This is a genomic window from Micromonospora sp. NBRC 110009 (assembly GCF_030518795.1).
Taxonomy (GTDB): domain Bacteria; phylum Actinomycetota; class Actinomycetes; order Mycobacteriales; family Micromonosporaceae; genus Micromonospora.
The window spans coordinates 1,053,993-1,077,359 of sequence record NZ_CP130427.1; the positions used below are offsets into that span (position 1 = coordinate 1,053,993).

Consider the following 23,367-nt stretch of genomic DNA (forward strand, 5'->3'; position numbering starts at 1 on the left):
GCCGGTCAGTCGGCCAGCCGGGCGGGGAAGCCGCCGGTGGCGATCGGACCCCAGCTGTCGATGGTGACCCGGATCAGCGACTTGCCCTGCTGCACCATGGCCTCCCGGTACTCGTCCCAGTCCGGGTGCTCGCCGGAGATGCTGCGGAAGTACTCCACCAGCGGCTCGAGCGCCTCGGGCAGGTCGAGCACCTCGGCGGTGCCGTCCACCTGGACCCAGGGCCCGTTCCAGTCCTCGGAGAGCACGCAGGCGGAGACCCGGGGGTCGCGGCGGATGTTGGCGGCCTTGGCCCGCTCGGGGTAGGTGGAGATCACCAGCCGACCCTCGGCATCCACCCCGCAGGAGACCGGGGAGGACTGCGGGCGGCCGTCGGAACGGGTCGTCATCAGCACGACCTTGTGCCGGGGGCGGAGGAACTCGATCAGGGCGTCCCGGTCGACCCGGGTGTTGGTCGCGATGCTGCGTGCCATGCCCCGGTTCTACCAGGCGCTCCCCCCAGTAAGGAGGCACCTGTCAAGACGAACGGCGGTCACCTTCCGTCAAGATGACGTCACTTCATGTCTCCGAATTGCCTTATGTTCATTTGCCTGGGGCAACTTGCACGTCAGGAGGCATCGTGGAGGTCAAGGGGAGCCAGTTCGGCAATATCCAGAACGGGGACACGATCATCAACAACGGCAACATTGCGATGACGCTCACTGACGTCCGCCTGCGGGTCGTGCAGGAGTTGGGGGCATTGCAGGACCACCTCGCGGGAGCCTCAACCCGAGGCGTGGTCGAGCCGGATGCGGCCCAGGCGGCTAGCGTCGAACTCGCCACAGCCACGCGAGAGGTCGCCTCAGGTCACGGCACAATGGCCCTTCCAGCCTTGGAGCGAGCGCAGCACATCCTGAGCGCGGTGGCGGGAACCGCGCCAATGGTGGATGCGATCGTGAAGATCGTCGGACTTATAAACGGCAGCGGGAACTAGCCCGGCAGCGCATCGTGGGCAACTCAACCTTCTTTCAGAGCGGGAGCGTCCAGAACGCCGATAAGATCTACAACTTTGGTGACAACAGCGACCCCATGGCGGCCGGGCGGCGACTCCTTGACGAGCGGGCATACCGGCAGGCCGCACAGTGCTTTGAACGTTTTCTCGCACAGGGGGCCAGCCAGCAGTCCAGCAAGCGGGCCGAGGCCAACGTTCTGGTGGCGATTGCCATGCTCGCACGCCATCCCCCTTCCTATCGCACACCGGAGCAGGCCACCAAGATCGTCCACCACTTGATGGCGGCGGAAACCAGCCTCGCCGCCGTGGTCGCAGGCCTCGTCCGGGACGACTACTACCTGTCGGTGGGCATCAGCGATCCGTCAGACCTAGCCACGCTCGCGTCGACCGCTGAACCAGCCAACTTGACGCTCGACGAGCTAAATCTGATTGAGCGGCACCTCGCGGCAGTTCCGGGTCGGACTTGGGAACGTCTCCGGGCACACTGTCGCTCGCTCGGGATCCACCTCCCGGCAGCCGCCGCAGGGCCACCCAGTGCCATGACGACCACCGCACGACTCATCGGCGTTTCCAAATACTTCGTCACCCTGCCGCCGGCCCCACCACCAGACCGGGGAGGCCTTGCCGCAACCTTGGTCGGCCTCGGGCTGGGATTGGCACTGCTGCCGTGTGGCGGCCTCTATGTCGAGACGCGCTGGTACGTGGGTCTCGCCCTCTTGATCTTGCTGCCCGCGGTAGGGGTAGTAGTCGGCTTGGTCGGCATTGGGCTCTGGCGCGACAGCCAGCAGGACCGCAAGGCTCGGCAGCGCTACGAAGAGGCAAGGGCAGCCGCCGCGGGCGGCCCGTCCGATAAGCAGATGGACACCTGGCTCGAGCAGGACGTAATGGCCCGTGGTGCACGTCGATTGCGCCTCAATCCGGCGCTGGTAGCCGGTTCAGGCGACCTATTGGTGGAACCACAGGCAGCCGTCGGAGTGTCTCGACTGGAAAGTGACCAGACCGTAGAGCAGGTCGTCGCACAGGGGAACTCGACCCGGATCCGCGTGGTTAGGAAGCGGACGACCCTCGGCAAGACGCGCGTGGGTAAGGACGGCAAGTTGCGCTCAGATCATTACGAGGTGCTCGTGCTGTACCTCTCCGCCCACCGCGCTTCAGTGTTCAAGTGCGACCTCGACCTCGCCACCCGGCAACTACTGACCGAGGAGACCGTCACCTTCCACTACCGCGACGTCGTAAGCATCTCGAGCCGAACGATCGTTCTGCCGAAGAGCGCCGAGGGCGCGATTCCCATCTTGGACGCCGTGTCCGGACGCAACATGCGCCACTTCGCCGACTCCCGTTTCACTCTCTCGCTCGTCAATGGCCAGCACCTGGAGGTGAGCGTGGCCCTGAACACCGACAACCGGGAACTGGAAGTAGCTTGGGCGAATAGCGACGTCCACCAGGTCGTCGAGCGGATGGTGTGGTCCCGCAAGGAACAGGAGGAAGGATCCTCTTCCTGACTTAACTTTCACTGTGACGGCTGGCGACGCGACGGGGGGCGGCCTGGGCCGGCACCCGGGGCCGGGCCGTCGGCCGCCAGGCCCGGCCGTTGGCGTAGATCACCCGGAAGCCGAGGTAGGAGGCGAGGGGCGCCCAGTGCGCCGAGCCCATCCGGAGTTCGGCGGCGTTGTGCCGCTGGCCGTTGGCCAGCACGTCGAGCAGCACGGTCTCGAAGGCGGCCGATTCCACCCAGTCCACGTCCCGGGTGAAACCGCAGATCAGCGCCGCCCCGGTGATGTCGAGGAAGTCGCGGAGCGTGGCATCGGAGGCGCGCAGCACGGAACAGCTGCCGAAGTAGAGGCGGCGCCCCTCGCAGCGGCCGGCCATCCGTTCGGCGACGTCGGCCAGCTCGACGGAATCCCAGTCGGTGAGGCAGAGCCGGCTGGGCTCGCCGTGCATGGCGAAGAAACCCACCCGGTAGTCGGCGTACTGCTTGAGCAGCCAGCGGTCGAGGAAGTAGAAGAGCTCGTCGCGGGTGGCGGCGTCCTTGTGGATGAAGCGGATCCGGCCCAGCCGTTCGAGCAGTTCAAGGGTGGGCAGGACGGATCCGCGCTCGTTGAGGTCGCGGTGCCACTGCCCCTCGACGCAGAAGATGCCGCCCCGCGCCAACGCCTACCTCCCCCGCCTGCGAAGGCCGCCCGGCACGTCGTCCCGCCGGGCCGCAGCGCAGACGTTACCGGCTGCGGGCCACCTGGCAACCTCACCATCGGTGCCGTCGGGACGCCATTTCCGTCACGTTTGGGCCAACGCGGGCGCCGGAGGCCGGTCTCGGCCGGGATGGGCGATTCCCGTATTCGGTGCAATTTGCAGCAACCCCCACCGAACTGCGGTTATGAGAGTAATTCGGGTAAACAGCCGCCGGCAGGTTGAGACGGTGTCAGGGTGGATGGGACGGGACATCCCGGGCGATGTCCGTGTCACCTTCCCAATCCCACTCCTACCAGGAGGAATCCTGTGCGCGTCAACATGCTGAAGCGGGTGGCCGTCGCGTTCGCGCTCGCCCTGCCCGGGGCCGCGATCGCCACGGTGGTTGCTGCGCCGGCGGCCCATGCCGACGGTTGCTACACGTGGAACCGCAACCTTTCCCAGGGCACCTCCGGGGAGGATGTCCGCCAGTTGCAGATCCGGGTGGCCGGCTGGGCCGCCTACCGGAGCATCGTCCGGGTCGACGGCAAGTACGGTCCCGAGACCGCCGCCGCGGTCAAGCGCTTCCAGTCCGCTTACGGGCTGCGCGTCGACGGCATCGCCGGCCCGCAGACCTTCGGCAAGATCTACGAGCTGCAGGACGACGACTGCACCCCGAAGCACTTCAGCTACGCCGAACTGGACAACGGCTGCGGCGGTAGCGGCTTCAGCGGCGGCCCGCTCTCGGCGAGCGCGACCCGGGAGAAGGCCCTGCGCGAGATGTGGAAGCTGGAGGCGCTGCGGCGCGGCCTCGGCGACAAGCCACTCCCGGTGTCCAGCGGGTTCCGCAGCACCGCCTGCAACCGCCAGGTCGGCGGCGCGTCAGACAGCCAGCACCTCTACGGCGACGCGGCCGACCTCACCCCGCGTACCGTGTCGCTGTGCCAGGTGGCCCGGGAGGCCCGCTACCACGGCTTCAGCGGGATCTTCGGCCCCGGCTATCCGGACCACAGCAACCAGGTCCACGTGGACTCACGGCGCGAGAACAACAGCGACAAGAGTGCGAACTCGACCTTCTGGTCCGCCCCGAACTGCGGGGTCGGCAACTGAGTCGACGGCCGGCGGCCCGACGCAGGGTGGGGGTACCCGCGTCGGGCCGCCGTCCCGTCGCCCCGGGTCGTCAGCTGGCCCGGGGCCAGCGCGGCCGAGGGGCGGGGGGCACCGCCGGCCGGCCGGTACCGCCGGGCCGGATCGCGGGCCGCACCCCAGGTGCGGCGACCCGGCCGGCCTGGCCGCGCGGGGACTGGGCTGCCGGGACCGCCGGCCGCGGCCCGGTCAGCACGAACGGGAAGGGCACGTGCACGAACGGGTTGCCGTGCCGCACCAGCGCGTCGATCTGACGCTCGTTGAGGCCGTGGGCCTCCAGCACGCGCCGTCCCCACCGGTGCAGCCGGCACGGGTACGCGGCGCCGTCGTTGCGGCACTTGGGTCCGGCGGGCCACTCCTCGGCGGCGTGCACCACCACCGCCCGGACCGCGAGCCGGACATCCTCCGGGGTCAGCTGCGCCGGTACCGGCACCTCACCCAGGATCTGATCGATGGGATCCGTCGACTGCTCACCAACTCGCACGGCAGGCCTCCCGCAGCTCGGCAGCGGTGCGGCTGACCCGCCGCACCACATCCTCGGCCACTGGTACGGCCGGCGGGCGGCAGGAGTTCAATCCCGCCCGGCGGCCAGCGGGTCCTCCCGGGGTGAGCACCACGACGCCACCGTCGCCCTGGTTCCGGCGCCGTAACGAGGTCGTGCCGCTGGTCGCCGAACAGGTGGCGGCCGGTGTGGCCGCCGGGTCGCCCCTACACTCGGGTGACCCTGCCCCCGGATCCGATGGGAAGTCCCGTGCGTCGCTGGCCCGCCGCCCTGGCCCTGGTCCTGCTGCTCGCCGGCTGCGGCGGGGGCGCCCAGTCGACCCAGTTCCCGACCTGGCAGACCCCCTCGCCGACCGCTTCGGCCCCCCTGACGATGAAGGAGGCGAAGGGCCGGTACCTGTCGATCGTGGCGCCGTACAACACGGCGCTGGACGAGCTGGAGGCGGCACTGAAGGCCGGCAAGCCGTGGCGGACGGTGCGTGGCCTGGCCCGCACGGTCGCCACCACCAACGCCGCCCACGCCGAGCAGCTCCGGACCACCGCCTGGCCGGCGCCGGCGCGGGCGCCGATCGCCGCGCTGCTCAAGGAGAACGACGTGGCGCTGCGGCACTGGCAGCTGGCCGCCGAGGCGAACAGCGCCACGGCGCTGATGCGGGAGATCCGCGCCGCCGCCGCGCACGACGGCGGCACCCAGGCCAACCGGGTCCGCACCACGCTCGGCCTGCCCGTCTACAAGAAGAGCTGACCTCGGGGTACGGCTACCGACGCTCGACCGACTCCGCCGCCGCCCGGGTCCGGCCGGCGGCCAGGGCCAGCAGCAGGCCGCCGGCGAGCCCGGCGGCCAGCCCGGCGAGGGTGACCGGCGCGTCGGTGTCCGCGTCGCCGATCGCGATGTTGCCGCTCAGCCGGGTGAGCACCGGACCGATCGGCAGCCAGGCCAGGACCAGCGTGGCGGCGACCAGGAGCATCGGCAGACCGACGGCGGTCACCCCGGCCACCCCGGCGTACCAGGCCGGCTCGGAACGGCCCGGCGGCCGGGCCCGGGCGAGCGCGGCCACCCCCGTCACCAGCAGCACGCCACCGGCCCAGAGGGTGAGCGGGGCGGCGTCGGGCGGGGTCAGCCGGATGCCGATCACTGTGGCCGCGCCGAGCACCGCCAGGCCCGCGGCCGGCCGGGCGCGGGAGCGGGCCGACGCCGGTACGGCCGCCAGCGCGGCGCCGATCGCCAACGCGAGCATGAGCAGGCCGGTGCCGAGGCCGGCCCAGACCAGCTGCGGCTCCCGGTCGGTGGGCGACGTCACCGCCGCGCCGAGGACCGCCAGCACCGCCGCGACGACGGCGGCGACCAGCAGCGTGCGGCGGGTTGCCGCCCGGTCCGGCGCGGCGGCTCCGGCCCGGCGCCGCAGCAGCAGCACCACCGTGCCGCCGAGCACCAGGAACCCGGCGGCGGCGAGCGGTGCCACGTACCGCCAGCCCGCCAGGTCGGCCCGGTCGACGGCCAGGTCGGCGAGGAGCCCGCCGCCACCCAGCGCCCCGGCTGCGAGGGTCGCCGTTCGGCCGCCGGCGAAGGCGAGCAGCAGGCCCAGCCCGACGCCGACCAGCGCGGTGAGGCGCACCTCCCGCGCCCAGTAGGTGTTGTTGTCGGGCAGCACCTCGGACCACGGGCCGGCCGGCTCGGTCAGCGGTTGCAGCACCGCCATGCCGACCGCCCACCAGAGCGTCGAGGCGGCGGCGAGGAGCAAGCCGGTCGTGTGCCACGGGTTCCCACGCATGGGCAGGAACGGTACCGGCTGGCCGCGGGCCCGGCGATCCCGCCGGGGCGGCGACGGGCCCGCGCCGACGTGCGGCGCGGGCCCGAAGGGGTACCGGATTACTTGTTGCCGGTGTTGGTCACCCGGAACGTGTAGTCCGCGTCCAGGTAGGTGAGGTCACCGGTGGGCAGGTTGGAGATCAGGACGGCGAAGTCGTCCTGGTTGCCGTTGGCGCACTTGGTCTGCAGGCCGCTGGCGGTGAACTGGTCGCCGGTGGACCGGTAGACCCAGTTGCCCGCGCCGTCGGTGGTCTCACCCGGCGAGGTGACGCCCGGCGTGAGGTCGCAGTGGCTGACCACCTGGACCGTCCAGTTGTTGTCCTGCACGCCGCTAGTGAGGAACCAGTTGCCCGCCGCCGAGCTGAGGTTCGCCGCGGCGCCGTTGACCCGGACGTCGTCGACGAACCAGCCGGTGTCCATGTACGCGGCGTCCGTGGAGTACCGGAACCGCACGTCCGTCGCGCCGGCCGGCAGGTCGGCGGTGAGGTGGAGGTAGGCCGGGTCGTCCACGAAGTACCGCCCGCCGGAGGTGCCGGTCAGGCCGTTGCCCTCCTCGTTGTTGCCGTGCGGGTCGTCGTTGGTGGTGACGACCTGACCGGCGTCGTTGCGCACCGGCACCGTCACCCAGTTGCCGTTGACCAGGGCCTCGACGAAGCCGTAGTCCCAGCCCTCCTCGATGAAGTACCAGCCCCAGAAGTCGAGCGAGGTGACCGCGCCGGAGGTGTCGACGTCGAGGACGTTGTCGTCCTGGCTCTCGTACCCGGCGTACCAGTGGGTGGTGCCGGTGTGCGGCGCGATCACCGTCTCGTCGTCGCCGTCAAAGGCCAGCGCGACGGTCGGGCCGGGGTTGCGGAACCGCTCGACCGACATGCCGAACGGCACGGCGGTGGTGTCCTGGCGGTTCTTCAGCCGCGCCCACTTGGCCTCCGGGGTGGCGCCCTGGTAGCTGCCCCGGCCGCCCCAGAAGACGTCGTCGGCGATGTCGATGGTCCAGGACGTGTCCGCCGGGTCGCCGAAGTTGAACGCCTTGATGTCGTAGATCGGCGAGTCCTCGTCGTCCAGGTAGACCGCCACCGACCAGTCCCGGAACAGGTCGGCCGCGCTGCGCAGGTGTGCGCCGGTCGCCGCGTTGAAGTCGTCGATGGCGTTCTGCACGCCGGCCATGCCGTCCGCCTGCTCCTCGAAGATCTTCTTGATGAGCAGGTCACCGGCCTTGCCGTCGTACTGCTTGTCGGGGGTGTAGGTGCCGTCGCCGTTGCCGCCGGCCTGCTCCCACAGGTACTGGAAGTAGGTGAACGAGGCACCGTAGTTGGCCAGGGTGCTGCCCCATCGGGTCAGCGAGGTCTCCTCGTAGAAGACCTGCTCGTTGCTCAGGTGCGAGCCGCCGGCGTCCAGCCCGTTGAGGAAGATGGCGAAGTCCGCCAGGCCCTCGTCCACCCAGGACAGCTCGCCCGGGTCGCTGTAGTTGTGCAGCAGGTGCTGCAGCTCGTGGGCGACGGTGCCCTCGTACAGCTCGGGGCGGTCGTTGGCCGGGTTGGCGTCGCGCCACGGCGAGTCGTTCGGCCCGACCCGGTTGGCCCAGTCCAAGGCGTCGACCACGATGACGTTCATGCCGTTGCTGTCGATGAAGTCCGGCGCGAAGTACCCGGCCGTGTACGACGTCTGCGCGCAGTCGTAGTAGGCGTCGTCCTGGATGTTGTAGAGGAGCATGACCAGCGAGTCGCTGGCCGGCTCGTCCGGGTCGGCCGCGTCCATCGGGCCGAAGTGCTCCTCGTCCACGGCGACGATCTGGTTGGCGAGCTTGTTGCCGACGTAGTTGATTTCCGCCTGGGTGAGGGTGAACTGCGCCGCCGTGGCGGTGGCGCAGGGCTTGAACCCGTCGCCCGGGTTGTGGTCGAACTGCGGGTCGAGGCTGGCCACGCCGGCTGGCGCGGTGCCGTCGAGCGGGGTGCCCTTCGGGACGTAGATGTAGACCGGGGTGCCGTCCGGGGTGGTGTTGGCGTAGACCCGGGTGAAGTCCTGGTTGTAGGTGCCGCCCGCCGCGCTGTCGTTGATCGGCAGCGTGATGGTCGGCTCGCCGGGAAGGTTCTCGTGATCATTGGCCTGGGCCGGGGCCGAGACCGTGAAGGCGAGCGCCGTCACGCCCGCCACCGCGGCCGCGATCCGGCTCGGTCGTCTCATTCGCACGCGGATGCCTCCTGCCGATGAGGCGGTGATCAGCTCCGGCCACCGCCGTCGGGTTGCCCGTCTGTCCCCTCAGGATGCTCGCGAAGGCAGCATCTGACCAGGGGATTGTTGTCTTCAGGCAACCACTTGCGACGTTCGTTGCGAAGCGGCTACAGGCCATATGTGCGGCACGAACGGTCGTCACGTACCGCCGTACGGACGACTACCGCGCACCGTCCGGCGGGCCAGGGGAGATTCCCGGACCGGCCGGGAGGACGCTCCCCTGCCACCCGGGAAACCGGTGCCGCACTCTTCCGAGCACGACACCTCGGAAGGAGAACGCGATGCGTACGTTGATCGAGAGGCTGGCCCGGGTCCCGCTGGGCGCGGTCGGGCTCGCCATCGCCCTCTGCTCGGCCATGGCGGCCGGACACGTGCTGCTGGTACGGCACGTCCACGACACGGGCGGCCAGGAGTGGCCGCAGTGGGTGGCCCGGTTGACCATCGAGTCGTACTGGGGGCTACTGCCGCTGGCGTTCGTGGCGCTGTGGGCACGGCGGCGGCAGCGCACCGGCCGGCTGGGCCGAATCGGGGCTGCACTGCTGGCCGCCGGGCCGGTCGCCGCGCTGCTCATCGCCGTCGCCGCCGTGGCCTGGGGCGGCATCCTCCGCCGCGGCGACCTGCCCGCCTCGGTGATGTCGCTCGAACTGCTCTTCTACGTCATGATGCTCGGCGTGCTGGTCACCGGAATCGCCTTCCTGCTGGACGCGGGGGTCCGCTGGTGGGGTGCGGTCCTGATCGTCGGCCTGCTGGCGGACTTCGTCATGCCGCTGGCCCTGTCCGCCGTCTACGCCGTGTTCGGGATCCTGCTGATGGTCGCGGCGCTGCGCTCGGGCGGCGAGGCCGTCTCCGTCGAGCCCGCCGTCGAACCGGCTCACTGAGGGGGTAGGGGGATGAGGGGAGCCGCGGTGACGGCGGGGGTGGGCGGCGTGCGGCGAGGAACGCGCGTGGCCGCCGGCACCGCGGTCCCCTCCGCCGTGGCCGCCATCGCCGGTGGCGCCCTGGTCGTCGTCGCCGGGCCGGGCGCCAACTGGACCCTGGCCAGCAACGTCACCCACAGCGTCCTACTCCTGGCGGCCGGCTGGTGGCTGCTGCGCAGCCGCGACGGCAGGCGGGTGGGCGGACTCCTCGTCGGTACCGGTGCCGCCGGGGCGGCCACCCTGCTCGCCGCCGGCTGGACCGCGCTCGGCTGGCCGGGATGGCAGGTGGCCGCGTGGCTGCAACTGTGGCTCTGGGCGCTGTTCGTCGTGCCACTGTTCACGGTGCTGCCGGCCATCTTCCCGGACGGTCGGCCACCGGCGCGGGCATGGCGCTGGGTGCCGTGGCTGGGCGCGGCCGCCACCGCGGTGACCCTCCTCGACGGCGCGCTCGGGCCCGGTCCGCTGCCGACCGGCGAGGCCGCGGCACCGGCCAACCCGATCGCGGTCAGCTTCTCCCCCGCGCTGGGCCTCGCCTCCGGCGGGGCCGTCGTCGTCGCCGTGCTGGCGGCGCTCGCCAGCCTCGCCGTGCGCTGGCGACACGGGAACCGGACGCAACGCCAGCAGCTCAAATTCGTCTGGTACGCGCTCGGGGTGGCCATCACCATCGAACTGGTGGGCGGGCTGATGCCGCGCCCGCTGGCCCAGGTCGGCTACTTCCTCATCCCGGTGCTGCTGGTCGGCGCGATCGCGCTGTCGGTCCGCCGCTACCGGCTCTACGACATCGACCCGTTCATCCGCCGCACGGTCGTCCTCGCGGTGCTCACCGCGCTGATCTTCGCCGTCTACCTGGCCGTCGTCTCGGCGCTCGGCACCGCCGTCGGTCCCGCGCCCGGGCTCGCGCTGATCGCGTCGGCGGTGGTGGCGGCGACGGCCGACCCGGTGCGCCGGCGGGTGCAGCGGGAGGCCACCCGCTGGCTGTTCGGGCAACGCGAGGAACCGCTGGAGGCGCTGGCGGCCCTGCGGGAACAGTTGCGCGCCGTCGCCGATCCCTCGGAGCTGCCGGCGACCACCGCCACCGTGGTGGCCCGTGCGCTGCGGGCCCCGTACGTGTCGGTCCGGCTGCTCACCGAGGGCGTGCACGAGGAGGTGGCCCGGGTCGGCGGGCCGGCCGGCGAGCCGTCGGTGGAGGTACCGCTGGAGTGGCGCGGCGAGCTGGTCGGCACGCTGACCGTGGGGCCCCGGGTGCCGGGTGAGGCGTACTCCCGGGCTGACCTGGCATTGCTGGCCGAGCTGGCGCACGGGATCGGGTCGGCGCTGCACGCCGTCCGCCTCGCGACCGAGCTGCGGGTGGCTCAGGAGCGGGCGGTGCACGCGCGGGCGGACGAGCGGCGCCGGCTGCGGCACGACCTGCACGACGGCCTGGGACCGCTGCTCTCCGGCATCGGGCTCGCGCTCGACGGGGTACGCCGGACCACCGCGATGGACGATCAGCTCGCCGGCGAGCTGCGACTCATCTCCGGGCAGGTTCGTTCCGCGGCCACCGCGGTCCGCCGCATCATCGACGCCATGCAACCGGCGGCCGTGGCCGACCTCGGGCTGGTCCAGGCGGTCGCCGAGCATCTCGACCGCTGCGCGCCCCTGCCCGGGGCACCCTCCTTCCGGTACGTCCACCGGGGTGTGCCGGATGCCGACGTGCCCGCCGTCTCGGAGGCGGCGTACCTGGTGGTGCTGGAGGCGGTGGCGAACGTACTGCGGCACGCGGAGGCGGCCGCCTGTACGGTCACCCTCACTGGCGGAGCGCGACTGACCGTGCAGGTCGACGACGACGGCCGGGGCATCGGCGACCGGTACATCGCCGGGGTCGGTACCGGATCGATGCGGCGGCGGGTACGGGAGTTGGGCGGCCAGTTCGAGCTGGGTCCCCGCCCGGGTGGCGGTACCCGGGTGCGGGCGGTGCTGCCGGTTGGGGGAAACCGATGAGTTCCCTGCGAGTGGTGATCGCCGACGACCATCATGTGTTCCGGATGGGACTGCACCGGCTGCTCGACAGCGTGCCGGGGATCATCGTGGTGGCGGAGGCGGCGGACACCGCCGGGGCGGTCGCGGCCGTGCGGGAGCATGACCCGGACGTGGCGATCATCGACCTGCACATGCCCGGCGGGGGCGGTGTCGACGCCACGGAGGAGATCCGCGGGCAGGGCCTGCGGACCCGGGTGCTGGTCCTCACCATGCACTCCGACCATGCCATGGTGCGTCAGGCGATCCGGGCCGGCGCGCGGGGCTATCTGTTGAAGGACGCCGAGCCGGACGAGATCATCGGCGCGGTCCGGGCCGTGCACGCGGACCAGGCGATCTTCGACGCCGGGGTGGCGGACGGGATGCTCGTGGCGCTCGGCGAAGCCGGCCCCACCAGCCCGTTTCCGCAGCTCACCGAGCGGGAGCTCGACATCCTGGCGCGGATGTCCGCGGGTCAGTCCAACCAGGCCATCGCGGCCCGGATCGGGATCAGCCTGAAGACGGTGCAGAACCACGTCTCGAACGTCCTGCTCAAGCTCGGCGTGGCCGACCGGGCGCAGGCGGTGGCGAAGGCACGGGACGCGGGCGTGCATCGTCGGGGTTGACCACCCCGACGCCGGTCCCGGGCGGCCCACCCGTCCGGGTTACCGCTACCGTTCCCGGTCGGGGAGGTGCCGTGTACGTCGTATCGGTGATCAACTACAAGGGCGGGGTGGGCAAGACCACCATGACCGCCAACCTCGGGGCCGAGCTGGCCAACCGGGGGATGAAGGTGCTGCTGATCGACCTCGATCCGCAGGCCAGCCTGACGTTCAGCTTCTACGAGCCGGACGACTGGCGGGACCGGCTGCGCGACGAGCGCACGGTCAAGCGCTGGTACGACGGCCTGCGCGGGGACACCGAGAAGACCACCCTCGGCGAGCTGGTGGTCTCCCCCGGCCCGGCGAACGCGCAGCTCAAGGGGGCGGGCCGGCTCGACCTGATCGCGTCGCACCTCCAGCTCGTCGACATCGACCTGGCGCTGGCCCGGGGCGTGGCCGACGGCGACGAGTACGACGCCGAACTCTTCCGGGTGCGCGGCTCGCTCGACCAGGGGCTGCACGACCCGGCGCTGGACCCGTACGACCTGGTGCTCATCGACTGCCCGCCGAACTTCAACGTGGTCACCCAGTCGGCGATCATCGCGAGCGATCACCTGCTCATCCCGGCGAAGGCCGACTACCTGTCCACCCTCGGCATCGACTACCTGCACGCCAACGTGCGGGAGCTGGTCGACCGGTACAACGCCGACTCGCGCCGGTTCGCGAAGATCCGCCGCCACCACAAGGTGGCCCCGGGCATCGCCGGCGTGGTGTTCACCATGGTGCAGGTGATGGCGCAGCGGCCGGTCGCCGCCCATCAGGGCTACCTGGATCAGGTGCGGGCGCTCGGCGTGCCGGTCTTCCCGACCGTGCTGCGGGAGAACGTGACCCTGTTCGCCACGAACACTCCCCGCGGGGTGCCGGTGGTGCTGCGGGACCGGGTGACCGCGCCGGCGGTCCGCGAAGAGCTGCGCCAGATCACCACCGACTTCCTGGCCGCCCTCCAGCCGGATTCGACGCCGAAGTCCCCCGCCCCCGTCACCCCGCCCGGGGCCGGAGCCGGATCCGAGGCCGAGGCAACGGCAACGGCCACCGCCGGGGTTGACGCATGACCGAACCGACGCGGGCGGTGCTGGCCAGGGTGGCCGAGTTCCTGGCCGGCCTCTCCGCCGCCGAGGTGGCCGCCCTGGCCGAGGGACGCGCCCGGCTGGCCGTGCTGCCCGCCGCCGACGCTCCGGCACCGGCCGTCGCCGGGGACGGCGGCGCCCCGCCCGGCCGGGCCGCCGCCCCGCACGGTGACGTCATGTCGGGACCGGGCACCGCCGGGCCCGGTTCGACCGGTGGCGTCCGGCCCGTCGCCAGGTCATCACCGTCCGGAGTGGATGTCGGGCGGGCGCACGCCGCACTGGCCGCCATGTCGCGGCGCGACGACGGTACGGCGTACCTGTCGTCGTGGACGGCGCGGGACTTGCGGGCCCTCGCCGCCCGGGCGGGGCTGCGCGGAGTGGCCGGGCTGCGGAAGATGGAGTTGGTCGAACGGATCGTCGACCGCACCATCGGCTTCCGGCTCGACTCCACCGCCATCCGCCGACGCTGAGGCGCGACGCTTCGGCGCAGCGACCCGGGAGATCCCATGCCGCCGTCCCGTCTCGCGGTACGCGTCGTCGCCCCGGCCCTGGCCGGCGCGCTGCTGGTGGGCGCCGCGTCCGGATGCGGTGTCACCAGCGACCGGGTCGAGGCGCGGCTGCTCGACGGGCAGCTCAGCCTCCGCTTCGAACGGACCTGCCCGGTGGGCATGCTGACACTGATCGACCCGGCGCGCCGACCGGCGGCAGCGACGGGCGCGCCGTCGGTGGCGTCGACGGGGACGGCCAGCGTCGAACCCAGCGTGTCCCCAGGCTGGGAGGCGGAACCGGAGGTCTGGTGGCAGATCCGGACCCCCAACGTCAATGACGACGTCGACCTCAGGTCGGTCGTCGTCGGCGAACCGGCCGACGGCTTCGAGGAAGTGGTGGACCGGACCGAGGGCGAACTCCCGCAACGCCTGAACCTCCGGCTGAACAATGCCTACCTGTTCGACGCCGACATCGACGTCACCGAGGTTGCCGACGGCCAGCCGCACCACCTATCGGCTCCACCAGGTCTGGGCGGAACTCTGGCCCGCGGACCGCTGCTGACCCAGCCGGACGCCGTCGAGGGCTCTAGGCTGGGTGGTCGAGGGACGTCGAGGTGAGGAGGCCCGAGATGGCCCGCTACGCCGCCCTGCTGCGAGGCGTCAACGTCGGCACCACCCGGCTGGCGATGACCGACCTGCGCCGCCTCGTCGAGGACCTCGGCCACGAGAACGTGAAGACGTACCTGCAGAGCGGCAACGTGGTCTTCACCAGCCCGCCGACGAAGGACGAGATCCTGGCCGAGGGCATTGCGCGGAAGCTCACCGACGAGCTGGGCCTGCGCGTGCCGGTGCTGGTCCGCGGCGGCGGTGAGCTGGCGGCGATCGCCGACGCCAGCCCGTACGCCGGGAAGCAGGACGACCAGACCCGCGTGCTGGTGGCCTTCCTGTCGGCCAAGCCCACCGCCGCCCGGGTCAAGGACCTGGCCGTGCCGCCCGGCGAGAACATCGAGTACGAGGTGATCGGCCGGGAGATCCACCTGCATTTCCCGGACGGCGGGTACGGGCGGACCAAGTTCACCAACGCGTACCTGGAGAAGAAGCTGGGCGTGGTGGCCACGACCCGCAACTGGAAGTCCGTGCTGGCGCTGCGCGACCTGACCGCCGCCTGAGCGGAGGGGCTGGCCGGCCCCTCCGCTCAGGCGCGTCAGAAGCGGTACGCGGTGTGGTACTCGGGCACCAGCACCCGGCTGCGCGGCGACACCCGGCGCACCTCGGCGATCAGGGCGTCGAGGCGCTTGCGGTCGCTCTCCGCCACGGTCGGCGGGTTGGTCAGCGGGGTCTCGAAGTTGTCCCAGTGCACCGGCACCACGACCTTCGGAAAGTCCAGCGCGGCCATCAGCCGGGGCACGTAGTCGGCGGTGGCGGTGGTGGCGGCGGAGGCCACCATCGCCACGTCGGGGGCCAGCCCGGCCAGGTTGCGCTCGTTCAGGTCGCTCGCCCCCATGAAGAACACCGACGGCCCGCCGGCCACCCGGATCTGGTACGCCAGGGTGTCCCCCTCGGGCAGGTCGGAGATCTTCTCCGGCTTCGGCGGCGGGCTGACCCGTACGCCGGGGAAGGCCATCGACCAGGCGGCGTTGCGGCTGTGCAGGGAGCTGACCACTTCGACGGTGTAGTCGCCGAAGTCGAGCACCTCGCCGCCCTTGACCGGGGCGAGCCGGCCGGCCGGCAGCCCGTACGCCAGCCCCAGGTGGTAGGCGGTCAGCGTGCCGATCACGCGGGCGCCGGTCCGGCCGGCGAGGTACGGCACGTCGTTGAAGTGGTCCCAGTGGGTGTGCGTGACCAGGATGGTCTCCGCCCGGTCGACCAGCGGGTCGATGACGTCGGTGTGCACCGTCAGCGGGGTGTCGGCGTTGAACGCGCCACGGAACAGGCCGGTGTCGTAGCGGCTCAGGTACGGGTCGACCAGCACGCTCCGGTCGCCGAGGTCGATGCGCCAGCCGGACGTACCCCACCAGCGGAAGCTGACCGCGCCGGAGCGGCGGGTCCCGGCGGCGGCGACCGGCGCGGTGGCCGCCGCCGGGGCGGCCTGGGCGGGTGCGGCCGGCGCGCCGGCGCCGAGGCCGGCGGCCGCGGCGGTGCCGACGGCGGCGTCGCGCAGGAAGCGGCGGCGGCCGTACGGGTGGTTGTCGAGCATGGTGGGTCCTCCCCGTGAGGCTGGGCGTTTGGTGCGCCCACCCCACCACCGGGCGGCCGGCCCTGTCCAAGATCGACCGCCGGCATGCTCGATATGCGACGGGATATCGCCGCAGGTCAGCGGGGTTGCCTCCGGCGACCGGCGGGGTCGAATTTCAGCGCAGCGACTCGACCGCGGTCCGGGCTGCCTCGCCCAACGCCAGGTCGACGTCGATCCGCCGGACGCTGAGCCGCTCGGTGCGGCCGTAGACCAGGATCGCGAACCGGCCGCCGTCGGGGTACTCGGCCACCCCGGCCTCCAGGTGCAGGCCGGGCAGGTTGCCGGTCTTCCCGGCGACCCGGACGCCGGGCGGGAAGCCGGCGGCGAGCCGGGTCCAGAAGAGCTGCCGGCCCATCAGCTCACGCACCATCGCGCAGGCGGCCGGCGGCCCGGCCTCGTCCCGCCAGATCAGCTCGAGCAGCCGGGTGATCTCCCGGGGGGTGCTCGACGTGGTGTGCTCCGGGTCGAAGACCCGCATCGCCCGGATCCGCTGGGCCTCCAGGGTGGGGAAGATCCGGGCGAAGTCGCCCTCGGTGCGGGCACCGACGTCGGCGAGCATCATCTCGACCAGGTGCCGGGGGCCGCCGATGATCCGGGTCCGCGGCAGGTCCAGCTCGGCGGCGAGCATCGGCGGCACGTCCGGGCCGATTCGGCGCAGCAGCAGGTCGGCGGCGGTGTTGTCGCTGACCGACATGGTGAAGTACGCGAGGTCGCGCAGGGACACCTCGACGTCGTCGGCGCAGCCGGCCACGCCCCAGCCGCCGAGCCGGTCCGCCGCCCGCACCAGCACCCGCTCGGCCGGGTCGAGCTGCCCGGCGACGACCTGCCGGGCGAACTCCAGCACCAACAGGATCTTGAAGACGGAGGCGATGACGATCTGCTCGTCGGCCCGGACGGCCACCTCCCGCCCCGGGTCGTCCACGTCGACCACGTGCAGGCACCCGCTGATCCCGACCCGACCGAAGATCTCCCCGATCCGCTCCGCCACATCCACCCCGACACGCTAACCAGGAGCGGGCGTTAGGGTGCCGGGGTGGATCTGCTGCGGCACCTGGGGCACTTCGTGGTGGTCGCCCGGGAGCTGCACTTCGGGCGGGCGGCCGAGGTGCTGGGGATGGCGCAGCCGCCGCTGAGCCAGTCGATCCAGCGCCTGGAACGGGAGCTCGGCGCGGTCCTGTTCGACCGGTCGCAGCGCCAGGTCCGGCTCACCACCGCCGGTCAGCTCCTGCTCGGCGAGGCCGACGAGCTGCTCGCCGGGGAGCGCCGGCTGCGCAACCTGATCGACCAGGTACGCCGGGGCGAACTCGGCGTGCTGCGGGCCGGCGTGCCCCCGGAGACCCCGGCGGTGACCCTGCGCGCGCTGCTCGACGCGCTCGCCGCCCGCGCCCCCGGGCTCGACGTCGACCTGCACGAGCTGACCACCGCCGAGCAGCTACGGATGCTCACCGAGGGGCAACTCGACGTCGGCCTGCTGCACCAGCCGGTGGACCGGTCCGGGCTGCGCTTCGGCCCGGCCGTGGCCGTACCGGTGGGGGTGCTGTTGCCCCGGGCGGCGCCGCTGGCCCGGGCCCGCCACGTCGAGCTGGCCGACCTGGCCGGGCTGGACCTGATCACCGCACCGCCGGCCACCGCGCCCGGCTGGCACGACCACCTGCTGGCCGTCTGCCGGGAGCACGGCTTCGCCCCGCCCCGGGTCCGGCACGCCCGCAACCCGGAGTTCCTGTTCGGGCTGGTCCTCGCCGGCGGGGCGGTGGCCGTCGAACCGGAGGCGACGGCGCGCCGGGAGCCCCGGATCGCCTGGCGGCCGATCGCCGGCACACCGCTGGTACGCCGCACCTCGGCGGCCTGGCCGAGCCGGGCCGCACACCCGGCCGCGCCGATGTTCGGGCAGCTCGCGGCGGAGGTGCTGGGCCGCGACGAGCCGCCGCCCGGGCCGGCCACGATCGCGCCCGCCGCCCGCCCCTGGCCGGTGCTGTTCGAGGCGGGTGAGGTTGTCCCAGATCACCCGTCCGGCGTCGTGCAGAGTTGAGCCGATCGGGTACGCCAATGGGATGCATGTCCGGAACGCTTCCGGGCACCCCGATGATGGGAGATGACACTTCGATGGCCGCGAACACCGTTCCCGACATCCCGCTCAACGACGGCAACACCATCCCGCAGCTCGGCTTCGGGGTCTTCCAGATCGACCCGAAGGACACCGCCCGGGCCGTCGGCAACGCCCTCGAGGTCGGCTACCGGCACATCGACACCGCCGAGATGTACGGCAACGAGGCCGAGGTCGGCCAGGCGATCCGCACCTCCGGGCTGGACCGCCGGGAGGTCTTCGTCACCAGCAAGCTCAACAACGGCTTCCACCGCCCCGACGACGCCCGCAAGGCGTTCGAGCAGACGTTGCAGGCGTTGAAGTTCGACTACCTCGACCTGTTCCTGATCCACTGGCCGCTGCCGACCCTGTACGACGGCGACTACGTCTCCACCTGGAAGGTGCTGGAGGAGTTGCAGCGCGACGGCCGGGTGAAGTCGATCGGCGTGTCGAACTTCCAGGTGCCGCACCTGGAGCGGCTGGCCGCCGAGACGGACGTAGTCCCGGCGGTGAACCAGATCGAGGCGCACCCCTACTTCGGCAACGAGGAGGTGCGCGCGTACGACAAGGCGCACAACATCCTCACCGAGGCGTGGTCCCCGATCGCCCAGGGCAAGGTGCTGGACGACCCGACGATCGTCGACATCGCCGAGGAGGTCGGCCGCACCCCGGCCCAGGTGGTGCTGCGCTGGCACGTGCAGCGCGGCGACATCGTGTTCCCGAAGTCGACCACCCCGGAGCGGATCGAGGAGAACTTCCACATCTTCGACTTCACCCTGGACGACGCCGCGATGGACCGGATCAGCAGCCTGGACCGGGGCGAGGCCGGCCGGCAGGGCCCCAACCCGGACACCTTCGACTACGTACCGAGCTGAGATCCTCGCTGTAACGAGCACCGACCGTACGACGCCTGCAAGAGGGGGCCCGGTGGGCCCCTCTTCGCGTACGGAAGGACCGTCTCGCCGGATGATGCGCCGCCGCCTCTTGGCCCTGCTGTCGTTGCTGATCATCACCACCGTCGCCGCCTGCGGCACCGGCACCGCTCCACAGGCCAGCCGGTGGAACGTGCCGCCGGCACCCACGGTGACGCCGCCGCCCCCGCTGAAGCCCGCGCCGACCACGGCCGCCCAGGTACGCAGCCGGGTGAACACCGCGATGCTCGACCTGGACGCCGAGTTCCACCCGGAGACGGCCCAGTACACCGAGGAGAACACCGAGGCCTGGAAGTTGATCTCGCTGTGCCGGGACGCCCTCCCCTCGGACCGTCGGCGCACCGCCTATCGGGAACGGGTCTGGGACGGCGAGACGATCTGGATCCGGCAGTACGTGGTCGGCTATCTCAAGGTGCCGGGCCGCAAGCTCGCCGACGAGCTGCGGGGTGTCCTGAAGACCTGCAGGAAGTACACGGTGCCGGGCGACGGCCGCACCTCGGTGATCGTGCGGCCCTCGCCGCCGCCGGTAGCCAACGGACCGGACACGATCACCTTCTGTGAGAAGCTGATCGGGCAGAGCACCCGCCACCAGTGCACACTGCTGCTGGCCCGGGGAAACTTCGTGCTCCAGGTGGACGTGGCGGGCAAGGACGGCGCACTGACCGCCGCCACCGAACTGCTGGCCAGGATCGCGCCGCTCGCCACCACCGCCCTCGGGCAGGCCACCTGACGGTGGCTCCGGTCAGGAACCGGACGGTGTCGCCGCGGCCCGCTCGGCGACCCGGCGGAACGCGGCCTGGGTCGGTGAGCCCGGCTCGGGGACGTAGACGATCAGCCGCTGGTCGGTCTCCGGCACCTGCAGCACCCGGCACTCGAACTCCAGCGGCCCCAGCTCCGGGTGCGCCACCCGCTTGACCGTGGGGCGGCGCTCCCCCACCTCGTGCTCGGCCCACAGCTCGGCGAACCGGGGCGACACCCCGAGCAGCTCGGTGACCAGGGCGGCGATCGCCGGGTCGGCCGGGTAGCGGCCGTACGCGGCGCGCAGGTCGGCCACCGAGGTACGGGCGAAGCGGACCACCTCCGGGTCGCCCCAGTACGACTCCGGCACCTCCCGCCGGAACATCCAGCGGACCATGTTCCGCTCGTCGGCCGGCATCGCCGACAGGTCCCCGACGAACCAGGTGGCCAGCCGGTTCCAGGCCAGCACCTCGTAGGCGGCGTCGACCAGGAACGCCGGCGTCTCGGCCATCGCGTCCAGCAAGTGCCGCAGCCCCGGCGGCACCGCCCGGGCCGGCCCGGTCGCCTCCGGCGGGTTCTCCCCCGCGATCCGGAACAGGTACGCCCGCTCGTCCCGGCCCAGCAGCAGCGCCCGGGCCAGGGCGGCGAGCACCTGCCGGGACGGGTGCGGGCCCCGGCCCTGCTCGATGCGGATGTAGTAGTCGACGGAGATGCCGGCGAGCTGGGCGACCTCCTGGCGGCGCAGGCCCGGCGTGCGGCGGCGTACCCCCTCGGGGAGGCCGACCTCGGCGGGGCGCAACCGCCCGCGGCGGGCGCGCAGGAAGCCGGCCAGCTCGGCCCGGCGCAGCGTGGTCATGCCTCCAGCCTGCCGCAAGCCCGGCCACCGAGGGTGGTACCGCCGGTACCAGCCTCGACGGGTCTCTCCCGCACCGCCCGGCCCGGCGGCAGCCTCGATGGCATGACGACGACGATCGCCCTGATCACCGGGGCCAACAAGGGAATCGGCCTGGCCACCGCCCGGCAGCTCGGCGCGCGCGGGATGACCGTGCTGCTCGGCGCGCGGGACGCCGGGCGGGGCCGGGAGGCGGAGCGGGCGCTGCGGGCCGAGGAGATCGACGCCCGGTTCATGCCGCTGGACGTCACCGACGAGGCGTCGGCCGCCGCCGTGGCCGAACTGGTCGAGCGGGAGTACGGCCAGCTGGACGTGCTGGTCAACAACGCCGGCATCGTCCGGGCCGACGGGTCGGCGCTGCCCAGCGAGACCACCCTCGGCACGCTGCGCGAGGTGTACGAGACGAACGTGTTCGGGGTGGTGGCGGTGACCAACGCGCTGCTGCCGCTGCTGCGCAAGGCGCCCGCCGCGCGGATCGTGAACGTCTCCAGCGAGGTCGGCTCGATCGCGGTGATGACCGACCCGCAGGGCGCCCTGTTCGCGCTGACCTCGGTGCCCTACCCGTCCTCGAAGGCGGCGCTGAACATGGTCACCGCCATGTACGCCAAGGAGCTGCGGGACACCCCGGTCAAGGTGAACGCGGCCAACCCCGGCTACTGCGCCACCGACCTCAACGGACACTCCGGCTTCCGGACCGCGGAGGCGGGCGCCGAGGTCAGCGTGCATCTGGCGACGCTGCCGGAGGATGGGCCGAGCGGCCTGCTCTGGGGTTTCCAGATGGACGCCGGCGGCGGATACGGCGTACTGCCCTGGTGAGAGCTTGACTTCGCGTGCACTGGAAGGTCGAGGGTGGTCGGTGACCCAGCAGGGGAGGGAGAACCTGTGAAGTACCGCACCATCGGCACCGACCCGGCCACCCGACGCGAGGTCAGCGTGCTCAGCCTCGGCGCGATGCTCTTCGGCACCGCCACCGACGAGGCCACCGCGTACGCCATCCTCGACCGGTACGTGGCGGCCGGCGGCACGTTCATCGACACGTCGGACAACTACGCGTTCTGGCAGAACGGGGGCCAGGGCGGGGAGAGCGAGGAGTTGCTCGGCCGCTGGCGGCGCAGCCGCGGCGTCGGCGGCGAGGTGGTGATCGCCACCAAGCTGGGCGCCCGCCCCCTCGCTCCGGGGACCAGCTACGTGGACAACCCGGAGGGCCTGTCGGCCAAGGTGATCCGCGAGTCGGCCGAGCGCAGCCGGGAGCGCCTCGGCGTGGACAAGCTGGACCTGCTCTACGCGCACATCGAGGACCGGACCGTGCCGCTGCGGGAGACCGTGGAGGGCTTCGCGGAGCTGGTCGCCGAGGGCACCGTCGGGCTGCTGGGGGCCAGCAATCACCGCGCCTGGCGGGTGGATCGGGCCCGGGCGATCGCCGCCGACGCCGGGCTGCCCGGCTACGAGGTGCTGCAGTACCACCGCAGCTACCTGCCCCGCCGGCTCGACCTGCCGGGCGAGCTGGACCCGGACGGGGACCTCGGCTGGGTCGGGCCGGACCTGGCCAGTTACCTGCGAGCCGAGCCGCAGCTCACCCTGGTCGCCTACTCGCCGCTGCTGAAGGGCGCGTACGTCCGGCCCGACCGGCTGGGCGCCGAGTACGACCTGCCGAGCACGCCGGCCCGGCTGGCGGCGCTGCACGCGGTGGCGGCGGAGACCGGGGCGACGGTGAACCAGGTGGTGCTGGCCTGGCTGCTGGGCGGGGACGTGCCGTCCATCCCGCTGGTCGGCTTCTCCTCGGTGGCGCAGCTCGACGAGAGCCTCGCCGCGGTGGACCTGGAGCTGACCGAGGAGCAGCGGGCCCGGCTCGACGCGGCGCGCTGAGCCCCACCGGTCACGGCGTGGCGGCCGTCCCGTCGCGCCGTGACCCGGTCAGCTCGATGCGCCAGTCGTTGGAGCGCATCAGGTGCCCCGGCGGGTACTCGAACTCGGTCTCGCCGAGCAGGGTGAAGCCGGCCTTGCGGCAGACCGCGTTCGACGGCGGGTTGTCCACCGACGGGTAGGCGTGCGCGAAGCGCCGGTCGCCGCGCGCGGCGGCCTCCGCGGTCACCGCGCGCACCGCGGCGGTCGCCAGCCCCCGTCCCTGGTACGCGGGCAGGATCGCCCAGCCCATCTCGTAGACCGGCTCGCCGCGCCAGTCGCGTTCCCAGAAGCCGACGCTGCCGACCTTCGTCCCGTCGGGCAGCCGCACGGTGAACATGGTCCCGCTGCGCGGGCCCGCGCCGCGCACGTATCGCTCGTGCCGGGCGAGCACCTGCTCGTCGGTCTCCGGGCCGCCGGTGTGCGCGCGCACCTCGGGCGAGTTGAGCTGCTGCAACAGCGCCAGGTCAGCGGTGCTCCAGCGGACCATCCGCACCTCGGTCATGTCGTCCCCCTCTTCCGGCGCTGCATTGAAGCAGGCGCCACCGACAGCCAGGCGATCCCCCGCCAGATCGCATCTAGCGGACTGTCTCGCGCCTGACGGGTGAGGGCCGA

General features: G+C 72.3%; 25 protein-coding genes. 16 read left to right on the forward strand and 9 right to left on the reverse strand.

Translation table 11 applies throughout. The features are described from left to right. Nucleotides 1–5 precede the first annotated feature (5 nt). Nucleotides 6–470 carry a PPOX class F420-dependent oxidoreductase gene (locus Q2K19_RS04950; protein ID WP_302768014.1) on the reverse strand — a complete coding sequence of 155 codons (465 nt, stop codon included), beginning with the start codon at nt 468–470 and terminating at the stop codon, nt 6–8. A gap of 146 nt (nt 471–616) precedes the next feature. Here Q2K19_RS04950 and Q2K19_RS04955 point away from each other — a divergent pair, with 146 nt between their 5' ends. Next, the gene (locus tag Q2K19_RS04955; protein ID WP_302768015.1) at nt 617–970 is read left to right on the forward strand and encodes a hypothetical protein; all 354 of its coding nucleotides are present in this window, start codon (nt 617–619) and stop codon (nt 968–970) included. Nucleotides 971–984: 14 nt separating this feature from the next. Continuing rightward, on the forward strand, nt 985–2,490 hold the full coding sequence (locus tag Q2K19_RS04960; RefSeq protein ID WP_302768017.1) for a hypothetical protein: 1,506 nt from the start codon (nt 985–987) through the stop codon (nt 2,488–2,490). A gap of 1 nt (nt 2,491) precedes the next feature. Here Q2K19_RS04960 and Q2K19_RS04965 read toward each other — a convergent pair whose 3' ends face one another. Further along, the gene (locus tag Q2K19_RS04965) at nt 2,492–3,139 is read right to left on the reverse strand and encodes a DUF6642 family protein (protein WP_302768019.1); all 648 of its coding nucleotides are present in this window, start codon (nt 3,137–3,139) and stop codon (nt 2,492–2,494) included. 345 nt (nt 3,140–3,484) lie between these two features. Here Q2K19_RS04965 and Q2K19_RS04970 point away from each other — a divergent pair, with 345 nt between their 5' ends. Continuing rightward, nucleotides 3,485–4,264: a D-Ala-D-Ala carboxypeptidase family metallohydrolase gene (locus Q2K19_RS04970; RefSeq protein WP_302768020.1), complete on the forward strand. Its 780-nt coding sequence runs from the start codon at nt 3,485–3,487 to the stop codon at nt 4,262–4,264. 70 nt (nt 4,265–4,334) lie between these two features. Here Q2K19_RS04970 and Q2K19_RS04975 read toward each other — a convergent pair whose 3' ends face one another. Continuing rightward, on the reverse strand, nt 4,335–4,784 hold the full coding sequence (locus tag Q2K19_RS04975) for a hypothetical protein (RefSeq protein WP_302768022.1): 450 nt from the start codon (nt 4,782–4,784) through the stop codon (nt 4,335–4,337). 267 nt (nt 4,785–5,051) lie between these two features. Between Q2K19_RS04975 and Q2K19_RS04980 the strand changes: the two genes are divergently transcribed. Continuing rightward, nucleotides 5,052–5,546 carry a hypothetical protein gene (locus Q2K19_RS04980; protein ID WP_302768023.1) on the forward strand — a complete coding sequence of 165 codons (495 nt, stop codon included), beginning with the start codon at nt 5,052–5,054 and terminating at the stop codon, nt 5,544–5,546. 13 nt (nt 5,547–5,559) lie between these two features. On the opposite strand, the gene Q2K19_RS04985 is transcribed toward Q2K19_RS04980, so the two are convergent. Together Q2K19_RS04985 and Q2K19_RS04990 are read right to left on the reverse strand one after the other, a co-directional pair. Then, nucleotides 5,560–6,573, reverse strand: a complete 1,014-nt coding sequence (locus Q2K19_RS04985) for a hypothetical protein (protein ID WP_302768024.1) — start codon at nt 6,571–6,573, stop codon at nt 5,560–5,562. Nucleotides 6,574–6,671: 98 nt separating this feature from the next. Then, nucleotides 6,672–8,792, reverse strand: a complete 2,121-nt coding sequence (locus Q2K19_RS04990) for a M6 family metallopeptidase (RefSeq protein WP_302772281.1) — start codon at nt 8,790–8,792, stop codon at nt 6,672–6,674. Between the two features lie 329 nt (nt 8,793–9,121). Here Q2K19_RS04990 and Q2K19_RS04995 point away from each other — a divergent pair, with 329 nt between their 5' ends. From Q2K19_RS04995 to Q2K19_RS05025, 7 genes are all read left to right on the forward strand, one after another. Continuing rightward, the gene (locus Q2K19_RS04995) at nt 9,122–9,718 is read left to right on the forward strand and encodes a hypothetical protein (RefSeq protein WP_302768026.1); all 597 of its coding nucleotides are present in this window, start codon (nt 9,122–9,124) and stop codon (nt 9,716–9,718) included. Nucleotides 9,719–9,784: 66 nt separating this feature from the next. Continuing rightward, nucleotides 9,785–11,737 carry a sensor histidine kinase gene (locus Q2K19_RS05000; protein ID WP_302768027.1) on the forward strand — a complete coding sequence of 651 codons (1,953 nt, stop codon included), beginning with the start codon at nt 9,785–9,787 and terminating at the stop codon, nt 11,735–11,737. Further along, entirely contained in the window at nt 11,734–12,378 is a 645-nt protein-coding gene (locus tag Q2K19_RS05005) for a response regulator transcription factor (protein WP_302768028.1), read from the forward strand. The genes Q2K19_RS05000 and Q2K19_RS05005 overlap by 4 nt, the downstream gene beginning before the upstream one ends. A gap of 71 nt (nt 12,379–12,449) precedes the next feature. Continuing rightward, the gene (locus tag Q2K19_RS05010) at nt 12,450–13,466 is read left to right on the forward strand and encodes a ParA family protein (protein ID WP_302768029.1); all 1,017 of its coding nucleotides are present in this window, start codon (nt 12,450–12,452) and stop codon (nt 13,464–13,466) included. Beyond that, entirely contained in the window at nt 13,463–13,951 is a 489-nt protein-coding gene (locus Q2K19_RS05015; protein WP_302768030.1) for a Rho termination factor N-terminal domain-containing protein, read from the forward strand. Before Q2K19_RS05010 ends, Q2K19_RS05015 begins: the two co-directional genes overlap by 4 nt. Nucleotides 13,952–13,987: 36 nt before the next feature. Continuing rightward, nucleotides 13,988–14,587, forward strand: a complete 600-nt coding sequence (locus tag Q2K19_RS05020; RefSeq protein ID WP_302768031.1) for a hypothetical protein — start codon at nt 13,988–13,990, stop codon at nt 14,585–14,587. A gap of 11 nt (nt 14,588–14,598) precedes the next feature. Continuing rightward, entirely contained in the window at nt 14,599–15,138 is a 540-nt protein-coding gene (locus Q2K19_RS05025; protein ID WP_302768032.1) for a DUF1697 domain-containing protein, read from the forward strand. A gap of 35 nt (nt 15,139–15,173) precedes the next feature. Here Q2K19_RS05025 and Q2K19_RS05030 read toward each other — a convergent pair whose 3' ends face one another. Together Q2K19_RS05030 and Q2K19_RS05035 are read right to left on the reverse strand one after the other, a co-directional pair. After that, the gene (locus tag Q2K19_RS05030; protein ID WP_302768034.1) at nt 15,174–16,166 is read right to left on the reverse strand and encodes an MBL fold metallo-hydrolase; all 993 of its coding nucleotides are present in this window, start codon (nt 16,164–16,166) and stop codon (nt 15,174–15,176) included. 154 nt (nt 16,167–16,320) lie between these two features. Then, nucleotides 16,321–17,199, reverse strand: coding sequence for a serine hydrolase (locus Q2K19_RS05035; protein WP_302768036.1), 879 nt, complete (start codon nt 17,197–17,199; stop codon nt 16,321–16,323). A gap of 39 nt (nt 17,200–17,238) precedes the next feature. On the opposite strand from Q2K19_RS05035, the gene Q2K19_RS05040 reads away from it, so the two are divergent. The 3 genes from Q2K19_RS05040 (at nt 17,239) to Q2K19_RS05050 (ending at nt 19,950) form a co-directional block, all read left to right on the forward strand. Then, nucleotides 17,239–18,234: a LysR family transcriptional regulator gene (locus tag Q2K19_RS05040; RefSeq protein WP_302768038.1), complete on the forward strand. Its 996-nt coding sequence runs from the start codon at nt 17,239–17,241 to the stop codon at nt 18,232–18,234. 74 nt (nt 18,235–18,308) lie between these two features. Beyond that, the gene (locus Q2K19_RS05045) at nt 18,309–19,163 is read left to right on the forward strand and encodes an aldo/keto reductase (RefSeq protein WP_302768039.1); all 855 of its coding nucleotides are present in this window, start codon (nt 18,309–18,311) and stop codon (nt 19,161–19,163) included. A 91-nt stretch (nt 19,164–19,254) separates the two neighbouring features. Then, complete coding sequence (locus tag Q2K19_RS05050; protein WP_302768040.1) at nt 19,255–19,950, forward strand: hypothetical protein; 696 nt, start codon at nt 19,255–19,257, stop codon at nt 19,948–19,950. 12 nt (nt 19,951–19,962) lie between these two features. On the opposite strand, the gene Q2K19_RS05055 is transcribed toward Q2K19_RS05050, so the two are convergent. After that, nucleotides 19,963–20,814, reverse strand: coding sequence for a helix-turn-helix transcriptional regulator (locus tag Q2K19_RS05055; protein ID WP_302768041.1), 852 nt, complete (start codon nt 20,812–20,814; stop codon nt 19,963–19,965). A 102-nt stretch (nt 20,815–20,916) separates the two neighbouring features. On the opposite strand from Q2K19_RS05055, the gene Q2K19_RS05060 reads away from it, so the two are divergent. Further along, nucleotides 20,917–21,666 (forward strand): SDR family oxidoreductase, encoded by a 750-nt coding sequence (locus tag Q2K19_RS05060; RefSeq protein ID WP_302768043.1) that lies wholly within the window; start codon nt 20,917–20,919, stop codon nt 21,664–21,666. 66 nt (nt 21,667–21,732) lie between these two features. After that, nucleotides 21,733–22,716: an aldo/keto reductase gene (locus tag Q2K19_RS05065; RefSeq protein WP_302768044.1), complete on the forward strand. Its 984-nt coding sequence runs from the start codon at nt 21,733–21,735 to the stop codon at nt 22,714–22,716. Nucleotides 22,717–22,726: 10 nt separating this feature from the next. Here the strand turns inward: Q2K19_RS05065 and Q2K19_RS05070 are convergent, their stop codons facing one another. Further along, nucleotides 22,727–23,257: a GNAT family N-acetyltransferase gene (locus Q2K19_RS05070; RefSeq protein ID WP_302768045.1), complete on the reverse strand. Its 531-nt coding sequence runs from the start codon at nt 23,255–23,257 to the stop codon at nt 22,727–22,729. Nucleotides 23,258–23,367 lie beyond the last annotated feature (110 nt).